Origin of the sequence: Tenacibaculum litoreum (genome assembly GCF_964513915.1) — a bacterium.
Taxonomy (GTDB): domain Bacteria; phylum Bacteroidota; class Bacteroidia; order Flavobacteriales; family Flavobacteriaceae; genus Polaribacter; species Polaribacter litoreum.
Genome location: NZ_CAZEQS010000004.1, coordinates 539237 through 565934, shown reverse-complemented (window position 1 = coordinate 565934; position 26698 = coordinate 539237). Strand labels below are relative to the sequence as shown.

The 26698-nt window shown below is 33.9% G+C and carries 24 protein-coding genes; 11 read left to right on the top strand and 13 right to left on the bottom strand.

The window, feature by feature from the left end:
* Positions 1-21: 21 nt before the first annotated feature.
* Complete coding sequence (locus ACKTTR_RS14020; protein WP_408028432.1) at positions 22-2385, bottom strand: TonB-dependent receptor; 2364 nt, start codon at positions 2383-2385, stop codon at positions 22-24.
* A gap of 479 nt (positions 2386-2864) precedes the next feature.
* Between ACKTTR_RS14020 and ACKTTR_RS14015 the strand changes: the two genes are divergently transcribed.
* The 6 genes from ACKTTR_RS14015 (at position 2865) to ACKTTR_RS13990 (ending at position 9503) form a co-directional block, all read left to right on the top strand.
* The gene (locus ACKTTR_RS14015) at positions 2865-3350 is read left to right on the top strand and encodes an acetyl-CoA carboxylase biotin carboxyl carrier protein subunit (RefSeq protein WP_173359330.1); all 486 of its coding nucleotides are present in this window, start codon (positions 2865-2867) and stop codon (positions 3348-3350) included.
* A 1-nt stretch (position 3351) separates the two neighbouring features.
* Positions 3352-4788, top strand: coding sequence for an acetyl-CoA carboxylase biotin carboxylase subunit (gene accC / locus ACKTTR_RS14010; protein WP_408028431.1), 1437 nt, complete (start codon positions 3352-3354; stop codon positions 4786-4788).
* 180 nt (positions 4789-4968) lie between these two features.
* A complete protein-coding gene (locus ACKTTR_RS14005) occupies positions 4969-6510 on the top strand; it encodes an acyl-CoA carboxylase subunit beta (protein ID WP_408028430.1) in 1542 nt (513 codons plus the stop codon).
* Between the two features lie 415 nt (positions 6511-6925).
* Positions 6926-7339, top strand: coding sequence for an amino acid-binding ACT domain-containing protein (locus ACKTTR_RS14000; protein WP_408028429.1), 414 nt, complete (start codon positions 6926-6928; stop codon positions 7337-7339).
* On the top strand, positions 7336-7803 hold the full coding sequence (locus ACKTTR_RS13995; protein ID WP_273695314.1) for an OsmC family protein: 468 nt from the start codon (positions 7336-7338) through the stop codon (positions 7801-7803). Before ACKTTR_RS14000 ends, ACKTTR_RS13995 begins: the two co-directional genes overlap by 4 nt.
* An 821-nt stretch (positions 7804-8624) precedes the next feature.
* Complete coding sequence (locus ACKTTR_RS13990) at positions 8625-9503, top strand: hypothetical protein (protein ID WP_408028428.1); 879 nt, start codon at positions 8625-8627, stop codon at positions 9501-9503.
* Positions 9504-9752: 249 nt separating this feature from the next.
* Here ACKTTR_RS13990 and ACKTTR_RS13985 read toward each other — a convergent pair whose 3' ends face one another.
* On the bottom strand, positions 9753-10724 hold the full coding sequence (locus tag ACKTTR_RS13985) for a hypothetical protein (RefSeq protein WP_408028427.1): 972 nt from the start codon (positions 10722-10724) through the stop codon (positions 9753-9755).
* 1257 nt (positions 10725-11981) lie between these two features.
* On the opposite strand from ACKTTR_RS13985, the gene ACKTTR_RS13980 reads away from it, so the two are divergent.
* The 4 genes from ACKTTR_RS13980 to ACKTTR_RS13965 all read left to right on the top strand — a co-directional run bounded on the left by ACKTTR_RS13980 (position 11982) and on the right by ACKTTR_RS13965 (position 14972).
* Positions 11982-12230, top strand: a complete 249-nt coding sequence (locus tag ACKTTR_RS13980) for a hypothetical protein (RefSeq protein ID WP_408028426.1) — start codon at positions 11982-11984, stop codon at positions 12228-12230.
* Positions 12231-12368: 138 nt separating this feature from the next.
* Complete coding sequence (locus ACKTTR_RS13975; RefSeq protein ID WP_408028425.1) at positions 12369-13250, top strand: DUF488 domain-containing protein; 882 nt, start codon at positions 12369-12371, stop codon at positions 13248-13250.
* A 3-nt stretch (positions 13251-13253) separates the two neighbouring features.
* On the top strand, positions 13254-14075 hold the full coding sequence (locus tag ACKTTR_RS13970; RefSeq protein ID WP_408028424.1) for a hypothetical protein: 822 nt from the start codon (positions 13254-13256) through the stop codon (positions 14073-14075).
* Between the two features lie 153 nt (positions 14076-14228).
* Complete coding sequence (locus tag ACKTTR_RS13965) at positions 14229-14972, top strand: cyclodeaminase/cyclohydrolase family protein (RefSeq protein ID WP_408028423.1); 744 nt, start codon at positions 14229-14231, stop codon at positions 14970-14972.
* A 49-nt stretch (positions 14973-15021) separates the two neighbouring features.
* Here ACKTTR_RS13965 and arfB read toward each other — a convergent pair whose 3' ends face one another.
* The 5 genes from arfB to ACKTTR_RS13940 form a co-directional block, all read right to left on the bottom strand.
* Positions 15022-15423, bottom strand: a complete 402-nt coding sequence (gene arfB / locus ACKTTR_RS13960; RefSeq protein WP_408028422.1) for an alternative ribosome rescue aminoacyl-tRNA hydrolase ArfB — start codon at positions 15421-15423, stop codon at positions 15022-15024.
* Between the two features lie 707 nt (positions 15424-16130).
* Positions 16131-16784, bottom strand: a complete 654-nt coding sequence (locus ACKTTR_RS13955; RefSeq protein ID WP_408028421.1) for an AAA family ATPase — start codon at positions 16782-16784, stop codon at positions 16131-16133.
* Positions 16745-17377 (bottom strand): nicotinamide riboside transporter PnuC, encoded by a 633-nt coding sequence (gene pnuC, locus ACKTTR_RS13950; RefSeq protein ID WP_408028420.1) that lies wholly within the window; start codon positions 17375-17377, stop codon positions 16745-16747. Before pnuC ends, ACKTTR_RS13955 begins: the two co-directional genes overlap by 40 nt.
* Complete coding sequence (locus tag ACKTTR_RS13945; RefSeq protein WP_125345427.1) at positions 17361-17621, bottom strand: hypothetical protein; 261 nt, start codon at positions 17619-17621, stop codon at positions 17361-17363. Before ACKTTR_RS13945 ends, pnuC begins: the two co-directional genes overlap by 17 nt.
* A gap of 266 nt (positions 17622-17887) precedes the next feature.
* Positions 17888-18514: a 4'-phosphopantetheinyl transferase family protein gene (locus tag ACKTTR_RS13940; protein WP_408028419.1), complete on the bottom strand. Its 627-nt coding sequence runs from the start codon at positions 18512-18514 to the stop codon at positions 17888-17890.
* 62 nt (positions 18515-18576) lie between these two features.
* Here ACKTTR_RS13940 and ahcY point away from each other — a divergent pair, with 62 nt between their 5' ends.
* On the top strand, positions 18577-19893 hold the full coding sequence (gene ahcY / locus ACKTTR_RS13935) for an adenosylhomocysteinase (RefSeq protein ID WP_408028418.1): 1317 nt from the start codon (positions 18577-18579) through the stop codon (positions 19891-19893).
* A 77-nt stretch (positions 19894-19970) separates the two neighbouring features.
* Here ahcY and ACKTTR_RS13930 read toward each other — a convergent pair whose 3' ends face one another.
* The 6 genes from ACKTTR_RS13930 to ACKTTR_RS13905 form a co-directional block, all read right to left on the bottom strand.
* Positions 19971-20477, bottom strand: a complete 507-nt coding sequence (locus tag ACKTTR_RS13930) for a ferritin (RefSeq protein ID WP_408028417.1) — start codon at positions 20475-20477, stop codon at positions 19971-19973.
* Between the two features lie 82 nt (positions 20478-20559).
* The gene (locus tag ACKTTR_RS13925) at positions 20560-20853 is read right to left on the bottom strand and encodes a hypothetical protein (protein WP_408028416.1); all 294 of its coding nucleotides are present in this window, start codon (positions 20851-20853) and stop codon (positions 20560-20562) included.
* A 104-nt stretch (positions 20854-20957) separates the two neighbouring features.
* Complete coding sequence (locus ACKTTR_RS13920; protein ID WP_408028415.1) at positions 20958-21965, bottom strand: TlpA family protein disulfide reductase; 1008 nt, start codon at positions 21963-21965, stop codon at positions 20958-20960.
* A 133-nt stretch (positions 21966-22098) separates the two neighbouring features.
* The gene (locus tag ACKTTR_RS13915; protein ID WP_408028414.1) at positions 22099-23634 is read right to left on the bottom strand and encodes a YifB family Mg chelatase-like AAA ATPase; all 1536 of its coding nucleotides are present in this window, start codon (positions 23632-23634) and stop codon (positions 22099-22101) included.
* 436 nt (positions 23635-24070) lie between these two features.
* Complete coding sequence (locus tag ACKTTR_RS13910; RefSeq protein ID WP_408028413.1) at positions 24071-24643, bottom strand: DUF4126 domain-containing protein; 573 nt, start codon at positions 24641-24643, stop codon at positions 24071-24073.
* Between the two features lie 80 nt (positions 24644-24723).
* Positions 24724-26685 carry a protein-disulfide reductase DsbD family protein gene (locus ACKTTR_RS13905; RefSeq protein WP_408028412.1) on the bottom strand — a complete coding sequence of 654 codons (1962 nt, stop codon included), beginning with the start codon at positions 26683-26685 and terminating at the stop codon, positions 24724-24726.
* Positions 26686-26698: the final 13 nt, after the last annotated feature.

Genomic DNA, 26698 nt, shown 5'->3' with positions numbered 1-26698 from the left:
GTTTTTCTAGCATTTTCCCACTTAAAATTTTAACGTTGCACCTACTAAAAAGTTTCTAGTAGCTTGCGGATAGTATCCAGCACCATCAACAGTAGTAGTTGTTCCTGGAGTAGTCCACGTATCGTCGTATGTATAATAATATCCTCTATCAACATATTCTTTGTTAAAAATGTTGTTTACTAACCCAGTAAGTACAATTGATTTAAAAATCTTATTAGTTTTAATTTCATAAACAATGTTTAAGTCACTCGTAAAGAATCCTTCTAAGACATCTAAACTAGATACTCTACTATCTAGGTTACTCATAAATTGTTTTCCAACATATTTAGATAAGAATGCGATTTGTACATTGTTAACCGGTCGATAAATCAATGCATTTCCAAAAATAATATCTGGAGAAAAAGTAATAGGAGTATCTCCTAAATTTTGTAATTCCCCATTAATTTCAGCATTGTAATCCTTATTAATATTTTTACTAAAAGCAATGTTAGGACGCATAGATACTTGTTCAGATAAAGTAATATCTGCATCAATTTCCAGTCCTAAACGATAACTACTACCACTAGAAGCACGTAAAGGTTCTCCAGTATTTGGGTCAATAGCACCGGTAAGAATTAACTGATTCTGATAATTCATATAGTATACGTTTGTATTTAATCGAACTGTTTTATTTGCCAAGCGCCAACCTAACTCATAATCATCTAAGCTTTCGTGTTGAGAATTACCACCTTCGAAATCATTTCTATTAGGTTCTCTGTTCGCTTTAGCGTACGAAGCATATAAACTATGTTCGTCATTTATGGTATAGGTAAGCCCAAACTTAGGATTAAAGAAGTTATAATCTTTATCAACATCAATAGGAGCTCTATCAGATGTCAATCCTTTCGTTTGATAATTTACAAACCTTCCTTGTACATCAACAAACGCTTTAAATTGCTCTGAAAGACTAAACGTAGCTTTAGAGAAAACACTCAAATCTGTTTTTTCAGAAGTACTGTTGTAGTAATGGTCATTAATGTTGGTATTCGGAGCTAAATCACCTCCCCAAATAATTTCTCCGTAATGGTCGTTATTATAGGTACTGTACGAAACCCCAGAAATAACTTCTAACTTGTCATTTTTGTAAGTAGCATTCCCATTAGCAACATAAAAATGGTTGTCTAACCAACGACGAACAATTACATCGCTTCCATCAACAATTAAATCATCGTAATCGGCAGCATCGCTTCCTCCTTTAAATTGCTCGTAATATCCTTTACCACGTGTGTAGTTTAATCCAATATTAGTAGACCAATTTTCAGATAACTGCTCGTTCCAGTGTAATTGATAGTGATCTTGCCAATAATTATCAGTTTCATTATCGTAGGTATACGGATTTTGACGGCGATTTTCTTTTAGTTCCTCAGGAGTCAATCCGTACCAAGCTTGATAGGTTCTTTCTTTTCCTCCAAAAACTAAGGCTTTAATCAACGTATTGTCATCGGTATAGCTACCTTGTAAGAAATACGATTTTAAATCGGTGAAAGCTCTATCAACGTAACCATCAGAGTAAATGTTAGATAAACGTCCAGCAAATTCAAACCCATTATTTAATTTTCCAGTAGTAAACTTTACGGTGTGCTTTCTTGTTCCGTACGAACCAAAAGCGTTTGAAATTTCTCCACCAGCTTCCTCTGAAACAGCATCGGTTAAGATGTTTAAACTAGCTCCAAAAGCTCCAGAACCGTTTGTAGAAGTACCTACACCACGCTGTAATTGTAAACTTTGGGTAGAAGAAGCAAAATCTCCCATATTAACCCAAAAAGTTCCCTGACTCTCGGCATCGTTATACGGAATTCCGTTAATCGTAACGTTTACACGAGTAGCATCTGAACCACGTACACGAATATAAGTGTATCCAATACCAGCACCTGCATCAGATGATGAAGTTACTGAAGGTAAATAGTTTAATAATACAGGAATATCCTGTCCTAAATTACGTTTTTCAATTTCTTGTTTACTAAGATTAGAGTGCGTTACAGGCGCATCTGCTTTTACACGAACGGCAGAAACCAATACTTCATCTAAAATAGCTTCATCAGAAGTTAACTGAAATGTAAACTGCTGATTTTTGGTTATAATAACCTCCTGTAAAAGTGGCTCAAAACCAACGTGAGAAACTTTAAAAACATAAGTTCCTTTTAATAGATTTAATTTAAAATCACCATTAAAATCGGTAGCAGTTCCTTTGTTAAGAGTTGCAACAGTTACAGTAGCACCTACCAAAGGCTTTTTGTTAGTATCAATTACTTTTCCAGATAAAGTAAATGTTTGCGCACTTGCTGTTAACGTTGTAAATAATACGAGTAAAAAAGCTACTATTTTCACTTTTTTTTGAAAAGACATCGGTCTCATTTTATAAAAAACAAAATTGAATAAAAAGAGGTAATTATTCTTTAGTTAAACATTGAATAATTAAATTATGAGCGTAAAGCGTAGCTTTACTTTTGCACTCGCTAAAAAGGTCTACCAGACCTTTTATTTACGCTCGCTTCCCTAAACAGCATTACCTGTTCTAGGTTCGTTGGGTATGATCTCAGCCTTATAAAGTTAAAAGTTGAAAAGTTAAAATTGAAAAGTCTTATACCGACTGTTTACTGATTTAACTGAATACTGATAACTGAAAAGCACCCCTTTATGAGAACAGTGCAAAGGTATATATGAAATATGAATTAAGAGCGATAAATAGTAGGTTTTTCTAGGGTTGCTTGTAAATGAATAGGAAGTAATTAAGAAAGTAAAAAAACATTCTAATCAATTTATAGATTTAACTCATGTATTCCATCGTAATTTTAATATTTTAGTGGTGAAAATATCAGATATTTATGAGTAAATCTTTTAAAACGAGCGTTAATAAAACGCATGATTTTGACTTTACTGAAGCGCAAATAGAGGCGCTAGATATAGTAGAAAAATCAAAAAACAACTACCACGTACTTGAAGGTAACCAATCATATCAAGCTACCATACTTCAAACAAATTTTAACAAAAAAACATACACCATTCAAATCAACGGAAACACCTATGAGGTGAATATTTCTAACGAATTAGATATGTTGATTGATGAATTAGGGTTAGAAGTAGCAACAGAGAAAAAAGAAAACGATATCAAGGCACCAATGCCTGGGTTAATTGTTTCTGTTGATGTTGAAATTGGTCAAGAAGTAAAAGAAGGTGATGGAATTTTGGTGTTAGAAGCCATGAAAATGGAGAATACCTTACAAGCACCAAGAGACGGAGTGGTAAAATCGGTAGCTATTCAGGCAGGTGATAAAGTAGAAAAGAATACGGTTTTAATAGAAATGGAATAATATGAAAAAGATATTAGTAGCAAACAGAGGAGAAATTGCGTTGCGTGTAATGCGTACAGCAAAAAAGATGGGAATTAAAACGGTAGCTGTTTATTCGGAAGCAGATAGAAATTCACCACACGTAACTTTTGCAGACGAAGCAGTATGTATTGGTCCTGCACCATCGAATCAATCGTATTTATTAGGAGATAAAATTATTGAAGTAGCGAAGGAGTTAGGTGTAGATGGAATTCACCCAGGATACGGATTTTTAAGTGAAAATGCAGCCTTTGGAGAAGCCGTAGCAAAATCAGGAATTGTATTTATAGGGCCGAAAACCCATGCTATTGAAGTGATGGGAAGCAAATTGGCTGCAAAAGATGCAGTAAAAGCTTACGATATTCCGATGGTTCCGGGTATTGACGAAGCAGTAACTGATGTCGAGTATGCATCGAAAGTAGCAAATGAAATAGGCTATCCAATTTTAATCAAAGCTTCAGCAGGTGGTGGTGGAAAAGGAATGCGTGTTGTTGAAAAAGAAGCAGATATTAAAGAACAAATGCAGCGTGCAATTTCAGAAGCAGAATCAGCTTTTGGAGACGGTTCTGTATTTATAGAAAAATATGTAGGCTCACCACGTCATATTGAAATCCAAGTATTGGCAGATGCTCATGGAAACGTAGTACATTTATTTGAACGCGAATGTTCGGTACAACGTCGCCACCAAAAAGTAGTAGAAGAAGCGCCATCGAGTGTGTTGACTCCTGAAATTAGAGAAGCCATGGGAGCCGCAGCAGTAAGAGTTGCGAAAGCCTGTGATTATTTAGGAGCAGGAACGGTTGAGTTCTTACTAGACGAAAACAAAAACTTCTACTTCCTAGAAATGAATACACGTTTACAAGTAGAGCACCCAGTTACTGAACTGATTACGGGAGTAGACTTGGTAGAGCAGCAAATAAAAATAGCAAGAGGAGAGGAGTTATCATTCACGCAAGATGATTTACATATTAAAGGACACGCGCTAGAGTTACGTGTATATGCCGAAGATCCGTTAGACAATTTTGCACCGAGTATTGGAGTATTGGAAATTTACCAACATCCGAAAGGAGAAAATATTCGTGTAGATGATGGTTTTGAAGAAGGAATGGAAATTCCTATTTATTACGATCCGATGATTTCTAAATTGATTACCTATGGAAATACACGTGAAGAAGCTATCGAGCTAATGAAGCAAGCAATTAGTAATTACAAAGTAAAAGGAATAGAAACTACGTTGCCGTTTGGAAAGTTCGTATGCGAACACGAAGCTTTCACCTCAGGAAATTTCGATACCCATTTTGTAAAGAAGTATTACACACCTGAGTTGTTAGAAGCAGGATATGAAAAGGAAGCGAAGATTGCTGCACAAGTAGCCTTACAGCAGTATTTAAAAGAGCAACGTATTTTAAAAACTTGTTAATACATAATTTGCGTTAGGGATTAACTCAATAATTTGTATTTTACGTGTTTCGTTGAATGCAAAGCATTTGAAGCGGCATCCTTTTGTTGTCAGTTCGAGTTTGCGAAGCAAGTATCGAGAACCAACAAAAGATATAGCGGAAAGCCCGACCCTTGGGGAACGCCCAAAAAAAGAATATAGATGAAATCTAAAATAGAAGAATTACAACATAAAATTACCGAAGCAAAGTTAGGAGGCGGACAACAACGCATCGACCGTCATCATCAAAAAGGAAAATTAACCGCTCGTGAGCGTATCAATTATTTCTTAGATGAAGGTTCTTTTGAAGAAGTAGGCATTTTAGTAACCCATAGAACGACCGATTTCGGAATGGAAAATCAGAAGTTTTATGGTGACGGAGTGGTAACGGGATACGGAACTGTAAACGGACGCTTAGTATATGTGTTTGCACAAGACTTTACGGTATTTGGAGGTTCATTATCAGAAACACATGCCGAAAAAATCTGTAAGATTATGGATTTAGCGGTAAAAGTAGGAGCACCATTAATCGGATTGAACGATTCTGGTGGAGCGCGTATTCAAGAAGGAGTACGTTCGTTAGGTGGTTATGCCGATATTTTTTACAGAAATGTACAAGCATCAGGAGTAATTCCGCAAATCTCTGCGATTATGGGACCTTGTGCAGGTGGGGCAGTGTATTCACCAGCCATGACCGATTTTACCGTTATGGTAGAAAATTCAAGTTATATGTTTGTTACGGGACCTAACGTAGTAAAAACAGTAACCAATGAAGAAGTAACTTCGGAAGAATTAGGAGGAGCAAGTACGCATGCAACCAAATCGGGAGTAACGCATTTAACGGCAGCGAACGATGTACAATGTTTGGAGGATATTAAAACATTGTTGAGTTATATGCCGCAGAACAATCAAGAAACTACAGCAAAGCTACCGTTTGAATTAGGCGATGAAACTAGAGAAGAGTTAGCCAATATAGTTCCAGATAATGCAAACAAGCCGTACGATATGCGTGCGGTAATTGATGGTATTGCTGATGCGGATTCGTTTTTTGAAATCCATAAAGATTATGCGGATAATATCGTGGTCGGATTTGCGCGTTTAGGAGGAAGAAGTGTTGGGATTGTAGCCAATCAACCGATGAGTTTAGCAGGATGTTTGGATGTAAACAGTTCTAAAAAAGCAGCACGTTTTACTCGTTTTTGTGATTGCTTTAATATTCCGTTATTGGTGTTGGTAGATGTACCAGGATTCTTACCAGGAACCGATCAAGAATGGAATGCTATTATTACCAACGGAGCAAAATTATTATATGCGTTGAGTGAGGCTACCGTGCCAAGAGTAAGTGTAATTACTCGTAAAGCTTATGGTGGAGCCTATGATGTAATGAACTCAAAACACATTGGAGCCGATATGAACTTTGCGTGGCCTAGTGCAGAAATTGCAGTAATGGGAGCAAAAGGAGCAAGTGAAATTATCTTTAAAAAGGAAATTGCCGAAGCAGACGATCACGAAGCAAAATTAGCGGAGAAAGAAGCTGAGTATGCTGATAAATTTGCGAATCCGTACCGTGCAGCAGAACGCGGATTTGTAGATGAGGTAATTTTACCACAAGACACGCGCAGAAAACTAATCAAAGCTTTTGCGATGTTAGAAGGTAAAAAAGTAGAAAGACCTAATAGAAAACACGGGAATATTCCGTTGTAACAAAATACATATCAATATTTTTAAGAGACGCTTCTTTTTAGAAGCGTCTTTTTTTTGGAGGTATGTAAGGAGAAAGAAAATCAATCTAACTAAATAGAGATAGTAATAATCCCAATAATTAAGAGTTAAACACTACTGTCAAAATCGTTTAAAATTCATAACTTATTCTTCTCCACTTCTAAGAACCTTCGCAGATTTTCTATTTGGGTTAGCATCTACTAAAATTTGATATTTAATTAAGTAACAGTTGGTAGTTATTACAAAACAACACTTAACAAATCAAACAGTGATTGTTTACCTTTTGAAAATTTAACTTTTTTTGACCTATTATTTTCTTTTCCTTCATTGTTCATTTTCAAATGAAATGTTAGCGTAATAAATCCATTTACTTTGCTAAGTATTAAAATTTATAAAAATGAAAGACATAGAAATTTTATTTGAAAACAAGCTAGGACAATTAGCTCTTATAGGAAAAACACTCGGTGAAAGTGATATAAGTTTAGAAGGAGGAGGAGTTTTCCAAACAGGAAATTCTTCTATAGCTCATTTTTTAGTAGAGGAAGCAGATAGAGCAAAAGTTGAATTAGCAAAAGCTGGAATAAAAGTAACAAAAATAAGTAATGTAATAATTCAGAAACTTAGACAAGATATACCTGGTCAATTAGGTGCGTTTTGTAAAGAATTAGCAGATGCTAATGTGAATATTTTAACGCAATATAGTGACCATTCAAATCAATTAATTGTAGTTGTTGATAATTATGAGAAAGGAAAACAAGTTTCGGAGAAGTGGATGAAAAAATGGTGGAATAATGAAGATTATATAATATGAAAGATCAACATAATTATACAGCAAAGATAGAATGGACTGGAAATAAAGGTAAAGGAACATCTAATTACAAGGACTTTGAAAGAAGTCATATTATAAGTATTGATAATAAACCAAATATTTTATGTTCTTCCGACCCAGAATTTCGAGGCGATAAAACTAAATATAATCCCGAAGAACTTTTACTGGCCTCATTATGCTCATGCCATATGCTTTGGTACCTACATTTATGTTCTGAATCTAACATAATTGTAACTAAATACATAGATAGAGCAACTGGTATTATGATAACTAAACCAAATGGTAGTGGGTATTTCTCTGAGGTTAGTTTAAGCCCAACCGTTATAGTTTCAGAAAGTTCAATGATAGAAAAAGCAATTGAACTACATAAAAAAGCTAATGAACGTTGTTTTATAGCAAACTCTGTAAATTTTAAAGTGTTGCATAATCCCATTTGTTCAACTTAGTAAAATTAAAGAAAAGAAAAACACGGTATTCTCACTACTAAAATCACCGCGGATTTTCTATTCAATTTGTATTTGCTATATTGAACTTGCTTAAAAAGTAAGTGGTAATTGATTGATTTTAAGTTGATTAAACTACTAAAACCTTCTGGTTTTGTAAAGTGTGTAAGAGGAAATTCTACATCACTTCCTGATTGCTGGCGGACAATTTTAGTAATAGCAAACCATCTTGGAGGCGATAAACAATACCAATAATTCTAATTAAAAACGTCATTACGAGTGATAACGAAGTAATCTTTAAGTTTATAGTTCGAAATAAACAGATTACTTCAGTCGTACCTCCTTCGTAATGACGTTAGCTAATAAAGATTCGATTTTACAAAGCAGTTTTTCGAAGCCCTTTTACGCAGAATAGTCTGAAAAAGCGATGAGATTCAGAGGCTTTGCCTCGCATCGTTTTTCAGACGTTTTTAAACAAGGTTTAAAAATTCCTCGTAAAAGTGTCCTTTCTTTTGGTTCGTTTTCTTTGGACAAGCAAAGAAAATGAAGGCAGTAGTTTATTGAGTAATATTATTAAGAGTACAAATTTACTCTATACTCAGTTTAATGCTACATTAATGATGAATAAAATAGCTTTTATGACTTAAATAGTTGGTTTTGAGGGTTTCCGTAATTATTTGTAAAGATGTTTTTTTAGGTTTATAAGAAATTACCAAGGCAATTATCAAGCTTTAATTTAGAAAAAGTATTTATATAAAATAATTGGTTGTTTTGGTGTAAGTAGTTACCACATATTAGAAGAAATTAACCAAAAACCAAATAACATGAAAAAAGTTAAATTAATTTCTCTTCTGTTTTCCTTGTTGTTTTCATTTGTAGCTTTTACTCAAGAAAAAACAATTAAATCGATAAAAACAGAGGTTGATAACCAAGAAAAGATTTTAAAGGAAAAACAAAGTGATTATCAATTTTTATCTAAATTCATTAAAGAGCTTGGAAAGTCTGATGGAGATAACTCTGAGTTGATGAAAATAAAAATGAATGATTTGAAAATCAAAGAAATAGAAATATTAAAAATCAAGGCAAACTTATTTGATTTAAATTTTAAATTATCAGAGCTTAATGAAACAAATAACCTAGAAGTTGCTCCTGAAAGGCAAAAAGAATTAAATAAGATTGAACAAAATGTAAATACTAAAATTGCCGAATTTGATCTAAATGAAAGGTCAAAACTTGCTTTTAAAAATAAAACAGTAAAATATAAAGCAACTATTTGGAACACAAACTTTTCAATACCAATAGCAAGATTTAATTTTAATAAAAACGGTGATACTAAACTTGGGGATATTCAAATGTTCAATTCAATTGGAGCTGGATTTGGTAAAAGTTGGGGGACAATGACAGATTATAGGGATGATAAAGGGAATTTAGAAAATAGTGATTTTGTAAATTCATTTTCAATTCATGGAGGTTTCTTATTTTCAGCAGGAACTGAAGCTAACAATGTATTTGCACCTGTTTTAACAATAGGAGTGTTAGATTTTCAATTAGGTTTCGGAGTAGAGCTAGGGACAATTAAAGAAGATCAAGAGAGAGTGTTTTTAACCTTAGGTTACGCTATCCCATTATATAAATTAACAAAAGGAAAATACTTATTTAGTAAAAAAGGTAAGATTTTAAACGAAATAAATACGGATTTATAAAAAAACATGTGGAAGGAAGGTATATAACTAATTGTTCTCAGAGTTACTTTTAAAAGTTCCTTGTAAAAGCGTCCTTTCTTTTGGTTCGTTTTCTTTGGACAAGCAAAGAAATAGAAGATTCATGAACACAAAAAAACGTCATTACGAGTGATAACGCAGTAATCTTTATGTTTATAGTTCAAAATAAACAGATTACTTCAGTTGTACCTCCTTCGTAATGACGTTCGTTGTTTTTATATAAAAATATCCCTACACATCCGTACTCACCCAATAACTTCCCGTTGAGGTAGTAGACGGATTATACGCCAAAATATTCACTTTAGTACCGTTGGTAACATCCGCTAGTAACCATTCCATTGGCTGATTGTTAATAGCGCCACTTTCCAATTCAACCATATTGCCGTTTAAGGTCACCTCGTCGGTACTAATGTCGAACTGTAGTGTGGTTTCCCCTCTGTTTTCAAAACCAATAAAACTCTCCTTGTCATACGATACCTGAGTAATCACCTTGGTTTCATTAGGCGCTACCTGTCCCACAAAATCAGTAATAGAGCTGCTTCCAGTGGTTGGACGATAGCTATACTGCGCTCTTTTTGCAGGTTCATTGGCAAATACTAACTGAGCCGTATTTATAATTTGAACAAGCGTTGTATAACAATCGTTCAAAGCCGAAATACGATCTTGAGTAATTACCAAACGCTGTTTTTTATACACCTCTTGCTGAGTGTTCGCGCTCTTTAATTCGTCTTTTATTGTAGCCAACTCTTCCACAATAGATGCAGGCATTCCGCCTTTCGTTACATCGGTCAAATCATCTAAATAATTTGTAACCACCTTTTCTAACGTTTCTAAAAACACCAACATTTTAGGCTGATTCTTGCTTGCATCTCTATAACCAGTTGTAAACTCCTTTAATACTGCAGGATTATCAGGAAAAGCCCACATAGCATGACTTTTTATACGATTATACACACGACTTGCATTTTGCATTTCTATCAACACCTTTTGTGTTTCCACTCCTTGTTTTGCCAAGGTACTTACATCGGTAACTACCGTATCTGCCTCATCAATCTGATGTAAAAAAGCCGCCGCATACTCGCTCGTAAATCGGGTATTGAAAGCAGTAAAACGCTCCAAATCTTGCGTAAATAGGTTGTAAATTGTACGTGCGCTTTCTGCTAAAAAAGCATCTGAACCTTTGAATTTTCTTCTTGTTTCCATATTAATATTTAATTTAAGTTACATGTGTGTTTTTAGGGATGCGTAAAACACGCTACCCTTAGGTAATTAGTAGAAACAACAAGATTATAATAGCAGGAGAGCCCCTTGCCACTAGTTAAAAACCCATAAAAAGTTAGATGGTTTTAGCAATACAATCATAGCATTTTGTTAGTTTCTTTTTCTTAACCACTTCTAAATTATAGTGTTGGGGTATAAAAAACAAATGCGATGGTCAATTTTTGCTTTTTTTTAACAGGCAGACTATCAGAAGTATATCTTTTATACTAGTTGCGAATATTTTTTTTGTGTTATCTATCATTGACATCTTTTCTTAACGATTTAGATTTTACATAGAATAATCTTTTCTAAGCTGTTTTTCTTTTTCCATTGATGAAAAAGAAACCGACTTTGGAGGTTCATGAATTCCTTTGAAAACCAATAAAAATTAATGAGCTAAGCAAAAAATCTAGTCTTAACCTGCCTACACTCAAAAATAATCATCCTCGAACCTAAATTAAAATAACTCGCTATCGCTCAAACAGATTTTAATTTTAACGGCTCTTGCGGTGTTATTTTTGGTTTGCCTGCTTATGACGGGGTACTTTTTTTAGTATTCTCATTAATCAAAGCAATTTGTCTTTCAAAAATAATTCTATAGCTGTCGTTACATTTGTTTGACATTTTTTTGTGTGTTGTATCGAAGTGACAATTCTTTAATACGTAGACCGAGAGCGTTGGATTGAATCCATACAGATTTAAGAGTGGGAGGATAGCCGCAGTATCAGCGACCCGTGCCGTGGTGTTAACGGAGCGTGCCGTAATATCAGCGACCCGTGCCGTGGTGTTAACGGAGCATGCCGTGATATCAGCGACCCATGCCGTGGTGTCAACGGAGCATGCCGTAATATCAGCGACCCATGCCGTGGTGTCAACGGAGCATGCCGTAGTATCAGCGACCCGTGCCGTGGTGTTAACGGAGCATGCCGTAGTATCAGCGACCCGTGCCGCGGTGTCAACGGAGCGTGCCGTGATATCAGCGACCCAAAACCGTGATATAAAGAACCGTTACTACTCTAAAAAACAACTTTTATAACCTAAATATTTGAGCTTATGGGATTCCGTAAGGATGTGTGAGGTTAATGTTTTAGGTTTGCTGGAATTATAAAATGATTAAGTTCTTATTATCCAAATGACTTCGATAGAAGTAATAGTTGTTTGAGATGATGAGTTATCTAACATCTTAAGACTAATAAAATTATGAACAAACTATTTACACTTTTAGAAAAAAATAATACAAAAGAACTTCACTTATTTAGGAGTAAAAGAAATTCTTCTGGTGATTGTTATGCAGAGGAAGAAGAGTCGATATGTAAAAAAATGCATTTAGAAGAAAGAAAGTCAGTTAAATTTAGTTGTCTTGACAAATACAACGCAAGAAAAGAATGTGCAGAAATAGGAGAAGAAGTATGTGGTACTTGTGTTAGTGCTTTATATTCAAAGTATTAGTCTAATTAAAAAACAAGAAAGCTTTTTATTATTCTGATAATTAGGTAAAATAAAATTTCATTAAGATTTAAAGAGTTGGTAGTGATATAAAAAACAAGATTAATTCAATAGACATTTTTTAAATAGTAACTTTGCAGAATGTTTTATAGAAGAAAAATAATATTATCATTACTACAGCTTTGTAACGGAAGTATTGAAAAAACTAAATTACAAAAGTTACTCTTTTTATATAGTCAAAGGAAACAAAAACCTGAGTACGAATTTGTCCCATATAAATATGGATGTTACTCTTTTTCAGCTGGTGCTGATTTAGTAACTATGATAAAAAAGGAATACTTGTCTGAATCAGAAAAGGGTTATACAAAAGTTGACTTAAAAGATTATTTATCAATGCTCAAGTCTAGAGATAGAGTACTATTAACTGAAACTATTGAAAGATATGGTAATATGGAAAATGAAAATCTAGTAAGGCACACCTACATTAATTTTCCATATTATGCAATTAATAGTACAATAGCTGAAAGAATTTTGAATGATGAGTATTATAATAGAGTTTTAAATAGTATTCCAAAAGAGAATAAAAAATCAGTTTTTACAATTGGTTATGAAGGAATAAGTTTAGAAAAATATTTTAATAAACTATTGAAAAATAATATCAAACTTTTGGTTGATGTTAGAAAAAATCCATTGAGTATGAAATATGGATTTAGTAAAACTCTCTTAAAAAGATTTTGTGAGAGTTTAGGTATTAAATATATACACATTCCAGAAGTTGGAATAAATTCAAATCAAAGACAAGCTCTTGAAAAGCAAGAAGATTATGATATCCTTTTTGAGAGTTATAAAAATACAACGTTAAAAGAGACATCAACCCAACAACAAGAAATCATAAGTCTATTAAATGAATATAATAGAATAGCACTTACTTGCTTTGAATCAAATATTTGTCAATGCCATAGGTTGCCATTAGCAGAATCATTAAAATCAATAGAGCCTGATTTAGTTGTTGAACATATATAATTTATGGCAAAAACAAAGGTTCTTATAACAGTTAAAACGTATCCAGCAATTTCTGGAAAATATGATGAGTTAGTTTGTACAGCAGGATTTACAGAAGATGGTAAATGGATTCGTATTTATCCAGTTCCATTTCGAAAAAAAGACTATTCACAACAATACCGAAAATATGAGTGGATTGAAATAGATTTGGTCAAAAATACAAGTGATTTTAGACCAGAAAGCTATAGACCATATTCAATGGATAGTGAAATTAAAATTATTGAATATATAGATACTACTGGAAATTGGTATTTGCGAAAAAAAGCTGTTCTTAATAAAGTATATAGAAACCTTACTGAATTAATTGCCGAAGCAAAAAATAAAAAAATTTGTACTTCATTGGCTGTTTTTAAACCTACAAAAATTAAAGATTTTATAGCTAAAGAAGTTGATAGAAATTGGGATAAAAAGAAAATCGAAAAATTGAAAGCTCAAAGAGAACAAGGGAACTTATTTGAACATCCTGAAGATCCATTTGAAGTAGTAAATAAATTGCCATATAAGTTTACGTATGTTATAGAAGATGATGAAGGTAAAGAAAGTCGAATGATGATTGAAGATTGGGAAATTGGAGCTTTGTATTGGCGGCAATTAGCAAAGTATGAAGGGAATGAATTGAAAGCAGTTGACGATGTAAGAAAAAAGTACTTTGATGATTTAGCTATGACAAAAGACTTGTATTTGTTTTTGGGAACTTCACAAGTACATCACTATGTATCTCATAATCCATTTATGATTATTGGAACTTTTCATCCTAAAATTGAGCATCAAACAAAATTATTCTAATTAAAAATTAGATGTAGACAATATGTGTTATTTATTGCTGCTATATACATAATTACTAAAAATTGGTTTAATTTAGTTAAATTAGGTTCTTAAATCCTGCAACTAATTTTGCACAAAAATGTTGCTTACTAAAAGAGAATAGTAGAATTTAATATGAAATCACAAACAAAACAAGAGCTGTTTAATGATGAAGAAGAAAAACTTTTAACAAGACCCGCTAATCAATTATTAAATGATTTTGGAGCTGGAAAAGCTTCTCCTGGTTCTGGAAGTGCTGCAGCTTTACTTGCATTACTATCTTCTAAAATGATATATACGGTTTGCTCTATAAGTTTAACTAAGCAAGAATGTTCTGAGCATCATGTGCAATTTAAATTTATCTGCAAACAAGTTGAAGAAAATATAGTTCCAAAATTAAAAGAGCTTTTTGAAAAGGATGCCAGAGATTTTGAACAAGTAGTAAGGTTAAGAGTTTCAAGAGATAATGCAAGTGATAAAACAGAGAAATCAAATTACTCCAGAAAATCGTTAGACCTTTTACAAACTGCGACAGATTATACATTTGAAGTTGCTAATTCTGCATTGACTTTAATGGAATACGGAATTGGAATTTTTAATAATGGCTGGCACGCTATAAGAGGTGATTCAGGAGTCTCTATTAGTGCAGCTATGTCAGCAGTAATGTCTTCAATTTTTATTATTAATTTAAATTTAAAAACACTTAAGAGGCGTAAGTATGCAAGAGAAAATTTAAAAAGAGTTCAGGAATTACAAAAAAAACTTGAAGAGTTACAAACTAGAGCTTTTTCGTGTGTAAGTTCATTAAGTCAAGAGTCTTTAGCCTCAATACAATTAGAATTAAAAAACGAAAACAGAACTAAAGAAAACACAGATTAAAATATGTGTTTGGCTTACTACTTCTAAAGTGTAAAAACAGAGATATATTCTAAAATCGAAACTTTTTTCGGTTTTCTTTTTTTTCAGCCTGTTGTTTTTTAGCATCCAAACGTTTGGCAATCGCTGCTTTTTTAGGTTTGGTAGCTTTGCGTACTTTAGGCACTACTAAGGCTTGTGCTAAAAGGTTAAAAAAGCGTTCGGTAACCAATTCTTTGTTGCGGTGTTGTGAGCGGCTTTCTTGTGAGCTTAGTATGAGCGTATGTTCTTTTGAGAGTCTGTTAGCTAAATTTTTAAAGAGTAGCGCTTTTTCTTTGTCCGAGAGTCCTAACGAGTCTTCAATAGTAAAACTTAATTCTACTTTAGAAGATACTTTGTTTACGTGCTGTCCGCCCGCACCAGAGCTTCGTACGGCTTTAAAATTGAGTTCTTTTAAAAGTTGTTCTTTGTTCATAGTGTTTGTGAATGTCTCAAATATAGGGAATCTATAGTTGTTTGTAAAGGGGGCTTGTCCTCGTGAATAGTTAAAGATAAAAAGGAAAAGATTACTTCACGATCACTTCGACTACGCTCAGTGCCCGTTCGTAATGACGGTATGTTTTTTAGGTTCGTCATAACGAGGAGTGCAAACGACGTGGTTATCTTTTTGTCGACAAGCAGATTGCTTCTCCCGAAGTATCGGAATCGAAATGACGAATAAAATGGGCGTCATTACGAGGAGGTTACGACGAAGTAATCTGTAAATTGAGAACTCATAATTTAAGGATTGTTTTGTTCCACTCGCAATGACGGAACTTGTCATTTCGAAGGAGTATGCGACTGAGAAACCGCAAGGTTCAGCGTAGCTAAATCTTATGGTTGAGAGTTAGGAATTTTCAAGAGTATTCGTAACTAAAATTAAACAGATTTCTCCCGCTGGTCGAAATGACGTTTATCTATTATAGTAATGACGGTATGTTTTTTAGGTTCGTCATAACGAGGAGTGCAAACGACGTGGTTATCTTTTTGTCGACAAGCAGATTGCTTCTCCCGAGGTATCGGGATCGCAATGACGAATAAAATGGACGTCATTACGAGGAGGATACGACGAAGTAATCTGTATATTGAGAACTCATAATTTAAAGATTGCTTCGTTTCACTTGCAATGACAACACATGTGTCTTACAAATCGTAATTAGGCGTGTCGGGTGATTGGTGCATAAAGTGCATATCTAAATCGGTAAGGGTGTCGGAAAAAGAGTATAAGTTTTCTTTTTTAGTGAGTAATTCATTAATAATTGCTACTGCTTTTTTCAAACGGGTTTCTTTGTCGCCTTTTAACAACACATACGGACGGTTGTATTTTTTCAACGCATTTTCAAACGCTTTAAACATTTCCAAGCGTTGCTCGGGTCTGTCGCGTAAATCATCGGCCTCCCAAGGCGTATCGATATAGGTTAAGAAATAAATATCGTAAGTATTTGCAACGGCAGCCTCATCTAATTTCGGATCTACGAATCCGCCATAATACTCTTCAGAATATACTTTGGTTTCTAACAAATCGGTATCACAGATGAGTACTTTATCCGCTTTTTTAGCCAATTCATTTTCCAAGCCCATTTGTCCTTCAGCAATCGGAATTAAATCGTGTTGTTCACAAGTTTTACGTTCGTTGTTCCACTTATCTTGCAAATATTCACGAGCAAATTCGGGAGCCCAAACAGTATTATAATGACGTGCTAACTGACCAGAAAGCGTTGTTTTTCCTGTGCTTTCAGGTCCAAATAATACCACCTTTACAAGGTTGATGGGTTGTTGTGTAAGTGCTTTTTCCATGCTAAATATCCTGCAATTGCTATAAAGGTAAATAATAAATATTGAAAACTGGTAAAGGTAAATCCTTTGTAAAAGTAGAGTGGAACGGAGATAATATCGCCAATAATCCAATAAATCCAGTTTTCTATTTTTCGTTTTGCCATGAGCCACATTCCTACAAAGAAAATGGCAGTGGTAACGGTGTCTACATAAGCTGTCCAGCTCGTCCATTTATCAAAAACAGTATACACAGCGTAGACAAAAACTAAGGTGGCTACAAATATGGTGACGCTTTGTTTTTTTTCTTTCGGTGTTGTTCTAGAAATAGGAGTTACATGTGTGGCGTCTACTTTTCGTGTCCAGATATACCAACCGTATACACTCATAATAAAGTAGTACCCGTTAATCATCATATCGCCTAACAGTTCCCATTTTAATAGGAGGTACACAAAAATAGCAGTGCTTATCATCCCTGTAGGGAATACCCAAATTTTATTCTGTTTTGAATACCAAACGGATAAAAACCCAAAGATAACAGCAATAATTTCTAGCCAAACATCAATAGGGTTGTAATCAGCATACTGCCCAAAAAGGAAATCAAAAAGTTGGCTCATAATCGCTACGATCGGTTTTTACGATTTTCATGAACAGCAATCCGTTGTCAATTAATTCAAAAGCATTTTTCAATTCAGAAGTCACCAAATGCATCACGGTATCATAATCTCCATACACCTGTGTGCTTAATGGATTTTCTAACACGGTTAATCCCGAGGCTCTTAGTTTTTTGATGAAATTGATAATTGGTTCTTCAAATTCGTTCTGAAGCGGACTTAAGGTCAATTCTACGGATATTTTCATGGTTGTTCCTAATTAGAAAGATGCAAAGTTACTAAAGTTAAGTTGTTGTTGTGTGGGAAAGGTTTTTGGGAGGTTTTGGGAGTGGCAGAGTTGGAGAGTTTCAAAGTTTCAAAGGTGCAGAGTTTTTTTAGTTGCAGAGTTGCAGAGTTTTGGAGAGGCAAAGTTTCAAAGTTTTGGAGTAGTAGAGTGGCAGAGTTTCAAAGATGCAGAGTTTCAAAGTCTAATAGTAGCAAAGTTGCGAGGTTTTGGAGTTTTAGACTAGGTGTTTAACAAGCGCATACGCAGGTGAAACCTTCTATTTCTAAGAAGTGGATGCCATATTCAAAAGTTTCTCCTTCGTATAGAATTTTTCCAGTAGTCACGTTCGTTTCAAAAGAAAAATCTTCAATATAAATATTCTCTAAAAAGTTAAGCTTTTTCTTTCCGTAGATTTTATACAAGCTTTCTTTGGCTCCCCAAACAATAGTGAGTTTGCTTACCAAAGCATCGTGATTGGCAATAGACTTGTATTCTTCTATGGGAGTGAATTTGTGTGCGATTTTTACAATTTTGTCGCGTTGCATTTCAATATCTATTCCCACAGGTTGTGTATCGGAAATAATTATTGCCGAAAAGGTAAATGAATGGGTGATTGAAATAAATTTGCCGTCTTTTAAGTGTGGTTTCCCGTAGCCATCGTATAGTAAATCATCATCGGTATAGCCAACTTCTTTTAGTAAATGACGTACGCTCATAAAGCCTCTTTGGTGTAAATCGGACTTCATGCCGTTTACTCTTTGCTGATTTCCTTTTGTTAAAGAAACGCCGTTAGAAAGTTGTTCAAAAGATTCTTCAATCTTCCAAATCAATGCTTTAGCATGGTTGTTTACCGTTAATGTTTTGTAAAGAGGCATATTTTAGAAAGTTATTTCGTAATTTTGCGACTCAAATTTAAGATACATAAATATACAAAAATATGAGCACAAAAACCGCGACATATGTTCCTTACAAAGTTAAAGATATTTCTTTAGCTGATTGGGGAAGAAAAGAGATTGAATTGGCAGAAGCTGAAATGCCAGGGTTAATGAGTTTACGCGAAGAGTACAAAGATGAGCAACCTTTAAAGGGAGCAAGAATTGCAGGATGTTTACACATGACGATTCAAACTGCGGTTTTAATTGAAACGCTACAGGCTTTAGGTGCTGAGGTTACTTGGAGTTCTTGTAATATTTTCTCTACGCAAGATCAAGCTGCTGCTGCTATTGCTGCTGCTGGAACTCCTGTGTATGCTTGGAAAGGTATGAACGAGGAAGAGTTTGATTGGTGTATTGAACAAACATTATTCTTTGGTGAAGATAAGAAGCCATTAAATATGATTTTAGATGATGGTGGAGATTTAACTAATATGGTTTTAGATAAATATCCTGAGTTAGCTCCTGGAATTAAAGGTTTATCTGAAGAAACTACTACTGGTGTTCACCGTTTATACGAGCGTATGAAAAACGGAACGTTACCAATGCCTGCTATTAACGTAAATGACTCGGTTACTAAATCGAAGTTTGACAATAAGTACGGATGTAAAGAATCTGCAGTTGATGCAATTCGTCGTGCTACTGATGTAATGTTAGCTGGTAAAAGAGTAGTGGTTTGTGGTTATGGTGATGTTGGTAAAGGTACTGCGGCATCTTTCCGTGGAGCTGGTTCTATCGTTACTGTTACTGAAATTGATCCTATTTGTGCGTTACAAGCTGCAATGGACGGTTTTGAAGTAAAGAAATTAGAAACTGTTGTTGGAAAGGCTGATATCGTAATTACTACTACTGGTAACAAAGATATCGTTCGTTCTGAGCACTTCGAAGCAATGAAAGATAAGACTATCGTTTGTAATATCGGTCACTTTGATAACGAAATCCAAATGGCTTGGTTAAACGATACTTACGGAGATACTAAGGTTGAAATTAAGCCTCAAGTTGATAAGTATACTGTTAAAGGAAACGATATTATTGTATTAGCTGAAGGACGTTTAGTAAACTTAGGTTGTGCTACAGGTCACCCAAGTTTTGTAATGTCTAATTCTTTTACAAACCAAACCTTAGCGCAAATCGAATTATGGAAAAATTCTGATGCGTATAAAAACGAGGTGTATATGTTACCGAAACACTTAGATGAAAAAGTAGCAAAATTACACTTAGCTAAGATTGGTGTTGAGTTAACTGAGTTACGTGAAGACCAAGCTAAATATATTGGTGTAACTGTTGAAGGGCCATACAAACCAGAACACTATAGATACTAGATTCTTAGAATCAAGAGTCAAGACACAAAAAATCCCGCAACATTGTTGCGGGATTTTTTATATTGTTTATAAAAGTCTTATTCAGTAGGAATACGCTCATCAATCATTTTTAATGGCATATCTTCCATTAAACCAATTAGGTCTAATATATCTCTTACTTTTTCTTCTTCTTCGGCTTGTTCCGTTACAAACCATTGTAAAAAGATTTCAGAAGTGAAATCACCTACTTTTCTTGCGGTTTTAAATACGTGGTGAATAGATTTGGTTACTTCTATTTCTGCATCTAAAGAAGCTTCAAAAATAGCTCGTAAGCTTTCAAATTCGTGAGCAACTTCAGTAGCTATAGGTGACATTGCACTACCTCCGTTATCGTTAATGAATTTGAATATTTTCATCATGTGCTCTCTTTCTTCTTCAGCTTGCTTATAAAAGTATGCGGCACTATTTCTAAGCTCTCTTTGGTCGCACCATGATGCCATGGCTAAATATTTAGAAGAAGCTTGTTGCTCCATCGTTATTTGGTGGTTTAGCAAATCAACTACTTCCACATCTAAAATCATGTCTCTTCTTATTGCTGTTTCCATAATATTTTGTTTAGTTTTAATACTATAAAGATACAGATTATAAGGCTTTAAAAAGAATGGTGTATCTAATTTAAAGCTAGTCTTAGTAAAGACTTTTCTGCTTAAAAACAGATAAAAGAAGTTCTCTTAATTCTATAAGTTGTGGTACTTCTAAGAACAATACATGCTTGTTGTCTGCTGCAAAAAGTAGTACGAAGTTATCTCCATCGATAATCGTTTCTAATGATTCGTAAGAAGCGTATTCTAGTACTTTTTTTCTGAAGGTTAATAGTTGACAAAAAGTAAAGTCTATTACTTTATAGCCTAAATCTAGTTGGTAGCAGTTTCTGCCACCACAAGATATTTTAAACGATACATCTTCTGTTAAAAAATTCATTCGGCAAATATAATTATTTTTAATGAATCTAAAGAAGAATAATATAGGCAATAAAAAAGCCCGCAAATTTGCGGGCTTTTTTTATTATAAAATGTTTTTTAAGACTAGATATTTAATGATTCAAATAACTCAACTAATTTAGGATTAGAAGGTCTTGGAGCATTAGAGTCTACAATCTTTCCTTCTGGATCTAATAAAATAAATCTTGGAATTCCTGATACTCTATACGCATCCATAAAAGCTTTATCTTCTTTAGCATATAATTGCACTCCTGATAATTCTTTATCAACAATCATTTTTTTCCAAGTTTCATAGTCTTTTTGTCTGTCAACAGAAATACTTACGAACTCAATATTTTTATTGTGATATTTTTCTTCAACTTTCTTTAAGAAAGGAATTTCGTTTTTACATGGTTGACACCAAGTAGCCCATAAATCGATATAAACATACTTACCTTTTAAATCATCTAAAGAAGTAGTACCTCCAGCATTGTTTTCATAATCAACAAACTTAGGAGATTCAGCTCCTTTAGCTAAGTTTTTAGCAATGTATTGCTTGTCGTTATACATTTTAGTTAAGTACTTTTCTAAACCAGAGATGCTTTGTTTTTGATTTGCTACGAAAGTAGAATCTAATGAAGCTCCTTCAAATCTCTTGTTAAAATCATCAACAAAAGAAGAAACTTTAGATCTGAAGTCTAATTCTGGCAAATCCATTAATTCTTTATCTCCAAATAATTTTTCTTGATTTAGAGAAGACTGAGCTAAGAAAGCACTTTCTTCAAAACCAACACCCGTATAAGTTATAGTTTCGTCAAATTCTTTAGCGTCAAGCGTCATATTAATGTCGGCTCCATTTTTTAAGTATAAAGTTGTAGCTTCTTTACCATCAAAAAGTCTGTAGAAACCATCTTTTACATTCATAGTATCTTTAAAAGTTCCGTCCTCAGCAACTTTAATTACCTTGTTGAATTTAAATTGAGGGTTAGAAATAGTAACTGTTTCAGAGTTTTTGTTGGTGATTTTTCCAGAAAAAGTAACATAATCTTTTTGCTCCTCTTTACATGAAATTAAGGCAATAGAAAATGCCAATAAGTAAACTAGTTTTTTCATTAGGGTGTATGTTTAATTTTGCTATCCAGCGTTATAATAAGCGTCTAAATTAGTGATTTTAAATGAAAGCGCAATTTTTTAACATTTCCCTAACTGTTTTGAAGCCGTATGCTTACTTAATTCTAATTTCATATTATCCCAACCAACCTTCACGGTCTAAACTTCTATATTGAATTGCTTCGGTAATATGTTCGGATTGTATGTTTTTGGATGAAGCTAAATCGGCAATGGTACGAGATACTTTTAAAATTCTGTCATAAGCCCTAGCTGACAGGTTTAACTTTTCCATGGCGATTTTTAATAAGTTTTTACTTTCTTCTGACAGTTTACAAAATTCACGAATTTGCTTTACATTCATTTGTGCGTTATAATGAATGTTTTCAAAGTCTTTAAATCTAGCTGTTTGTATTTCACGAGCAAGTGTAACTCTTTTTCTAATGTCTACGCTACTTTCTCCTTTTCGTTCATCAGAAAGCTTATCAAACGGTACTGGTGTTACTTCAATGTGGATATCAATTCTATCTAATAAAGGACCAGAAATTTTACTTAAATAACGTTGCATTTCGGCAGGAGAGGAGGTAACAGGTGAGTCGGGATTATTAAAGTAACCGGAAGGACTAGGGTTCATACTAGCGACTAACATAAAACTACTAGGGTAGTTTACGGTAAAACGCGCTCGTGATATGGTTACTTCTCTATCTTCTAATGGTTGACGCATTACCTCTAAAACTGTACGTTTAAACTCAGGAAGTTCATCTAAAAATAAAACACCATTATGAGCCAAAGATATTTCACCTGGTTGAGGATATTGTCCTCCACCTACGAGTGCAACATCAGAAATTGTATGGTGGGGAGAGCGAAAGGGACGTTGATACATTAAGCCAGTATTCTTTACTTTTCCTACAACGGAATGTATTTTAGTGGTTTCTAAGGCTTCGTGCAATGTCATGGGAGGTAGGATAGAAGGGAGTCGTTTAGCTAACATTGTTTTACCCGCTCCTGGAGGTCCGATAAGAATAATATTATGTCCGCCAGCTGCGGCAATTTCCATACAACGTTTTATAGATTCTTGTCCTTTTACATCAGCAAAATCAAACTCAGGGAAGTCGATATGTTTGTAAAATTCAGCGCGGGTGTCAACGGTTGTAGGTTCAATTAGTTTATTCCCATCAAAATGATTGATAACCTCCATGATATTGTCTACCCCAAGAACATTTAAGTCATTAACAATAGCAGCTTCTTTAGCATTTTCTTTGGGAAGGATAAAATGTTTAAATCCTTCTTCACGAGCTTTAATAGCAATTGGTAATGCTCCTTTTATGGGTTGTAAACTTCCATCAAGAGAAAGTTCTCCCATAATAATATATTCATCAATATGTTCTGATTTTATTTGATTAGAGGCAGCTAAAATTCCAACAGCTAAGGTTAAATCATAGGAAGCACCTTCTTTACGAATATCGGCAGGTGCCATGTTAATAATGATTTTCTTTCCAGGGAGTTTATAACTGTTGTTGGCTAAGGCAGCAGAGATTCGATACGAACTTTCACTTACAGCTTTATCGGGTAGCCCCACCAAGTGGTATCCTATACCTTTATCAATATTTACTTCAACGGTAATTGTAGTTGCTTCAATACCAAAAACAGCACTTCCATAGACTTTTACTAGCATATTTTTCTCTTTTCGTTAAAGATAGAGAAAAAAATAAAATTTACTGTAATCGCATTTGTTGTGGATTCCAACGAGTTGGATCGTTCTTTTTTAAGAAGCCTTTTAAAAGATTGTTGTTCTGATAATCGGTATAATTATCATAAATTAATGATGTTGGCTTTTTACTTAGTTTATTAAATGGAACCGAAAAAGAGTTATTGTCAATGTCTTGTTGGCTTACAATAAAAAAACGAGAACCCTGTTAAATCTAGATTTTTGTTTATTGTTGATGAATCATAAAAAGTAGTAGATATATTGGAAAAGGTATAAATACTTTTAGGAGTTTTTTCCTTTTTATCTACTTCTTGGGCAGTAGCGGAAAATATAACTGCTATTAAACAAAGGGTAGTAATGCTATTTTTCATAAAGTTAGATTTATAAAAAGTAGCTCCAAGAATTATACCCTTTTTGATTTAGGAAAAATGTACTTAAACATTTTACGTATACCAATAAATATTAGAATCACTAAAATAATAGCGACTATAGGCAAAAAAATGGAAAAGGCTGACATAACTACTGATGTACCAGTCTCTACAGTTGAAATAATTGGATTGGTAACTCCACCAGTTGTCGCTGTTGAGGTAAGTCGAGTAGAGGCAGCAGTACCTTTAATAGCTGTAGCTGTTCCACCACCAGCAATAATTGCTAAAGCCCAAGTAATTGCTGGGGATAAATCTGCTACAGTTGAAACCATAACAGCAGTACCAGCAATAGCAGCTAATGGAACTGCTACAGTATCGAGTAAGTTATCAAACCAAGGAATATAATATGCAAATATTTCTAATATAGTAGCGACTCCCAAGGTTATAATAGCTGGTGAACTAGCTACCCATAGCCAATTTTCATTTAAAGAAATAACATTATAATATCCTGCTAAGCTTAATGCAAATAGTGGTAAAAAAACTCTAAACCCTACTGAAGCAGCTAAGCCTATCCCTAAAAATATACTGATAATAGTTTCTGGTACCATGTGTTTTTTTATTGAAAGATATAAAAAAAAGCCTCTTTTTGAAAAAAGAGGCTTTTAAATATTATAAAACGAATACTAAATTAGTTAGCGTTAAATCTGTCTAAACCAGTTTTTAACCAATTGTAGTAAGTTGTGTGATCTGTATATTGTTGAGGTGAGTTTAAAACCTCTAATTCTGGACTCATTAACACATAGAATGGTTGAGAAGCTGTTTTAAAGTTAGCAGCTTGTAAAGTTGCCCATTTATCACCATAAGTTCTAATTCTCTTTACTTTTCCATTAGATTTAATAAAGTCGAATTGCTCTTCTTCTGGTAATGTTCTTTGGTGGTCATCTACGTATAATGAAATTAATACATAATCATCATTAATTAGAGAGTAGATGTTTGGTTGACTCCAAATATTCTCTTCCATCTTACGACAGTTAACACATGCCCATCCTGTAAAGTCTAATAATACTGGTTTGTTAACTGATTTTGCGTAAGCAATACCTTCATCAAAATCTTTAAAACAGTTTAAGTTAAGAGGACAGTGATTGTCTTTTTGATAGATACTATGGAATTTAGGTGGAGCAAATCCACTTAATAATTCATTTTGACTCCATGCTGGTTTCTCCATAACTCCAGGAGCTAAATATACAGCTAAACCTAAAGCACCGATTCCTATTAATACTCTAAAAAGAGTCATTTTACCATATTTCTTACCAATAAATCCAAATAGGTAAAGAGCTAATAAAAATGCAATTAATGCCCATATACCAATAAAGATTTCTCTTTTTAATAATCCCCAGTGACCTACTAAATCTGCATTTGATAAGAATTTGAAAGCAAAAGCTAATTCAATAAATCCTAAAACAACTTTAACAGTATTTAACCATCCACCAGATTTTGGTAATGTGTTTAACCAGTTAGGGAACATAGCAAATAATGCAAATGGTAAAGCTAAAGCTAAACCAAACCCAACCATACCAACTGATAATTGCATAGCACCACCACTTAATGATCCTGCTAATAATGATCCTAAAATTGGTCCAGTACAAGAGAATGATACAATAGCTAAAGTTAATGCCATGAAGAAAATTCCTAAAATTCCTCCAACATTAGACGCGCTATCTGCTTTATTACTCCATGAGCTAGGTAATGTTAATTCATAAAATCCGAAGAAAGAACCTGCAAAGAATATTAAAATAACAAAGAAAAATAAGTTTAACCAAATGTTAGTTGAAATACTGTTTAATATTTCAGGATCTAATGTATCTAAGAAGTGGAAAGGAAGACTTATTAACCCATATATTAATACGATAAAGAAACCGTATAAAACAGCACTACCAACACCTTTTCCTTTTTTCTCTGTACGTTTTGTGAAAAAAGATACAGTTAAAGGAACCATTGGGAATACACATGGAGTTAAGAAAGCTAATAATCCACCAACAAAACCTAGTAAGAAAATGTTTAATAGGCTATTGTCTTCTTCTTCACCTGAGCTTGATTCAGTTGAGCTCTTTAATAAAACTGTGTTTTTTAAGTCTAAGTTTAAAGTTTGAGATAACTCTTTACTTTTATCATCAACTTCAGCAACAGTTTGTGCTACTTTTTCTCCTGTTAATGAGAATGTGAAGTCTTCATCAAAAGGTAAACAGTATTCTTTACACACTTGCGCGTCAAGATTCAATGTAACTTTTGTTAAGGTAGAATCAGAAACAGTAATTCGTTGTATTAACTTACCTTCTTCAACAAAAAAGATTTCATCTTTTCCCCAGATTTCACTAAACTGAGTTTCTGTTTCACTTTCCTTGGCTTTACCGTTTAAGGTATATCCAGATTGTCCTTCTGCTGGTGTAATTGTCATAGGTAGTGAAGCGTCTTCTGGGTTATACTGAGAGTATAAATGCCAGTCTTCAGCAATTAACACGTCAAAAATTAAGTCGTACTCAGTATCAGAGATCTTCTCTACTTTAGGAGTAACAACTACGGGGTTATCATCAGATTGAGAATAAACCGCTAAACCTATGAATAATAAAAATAGAGTAAAGAATTTTTTCATTCTATTGTAGTTT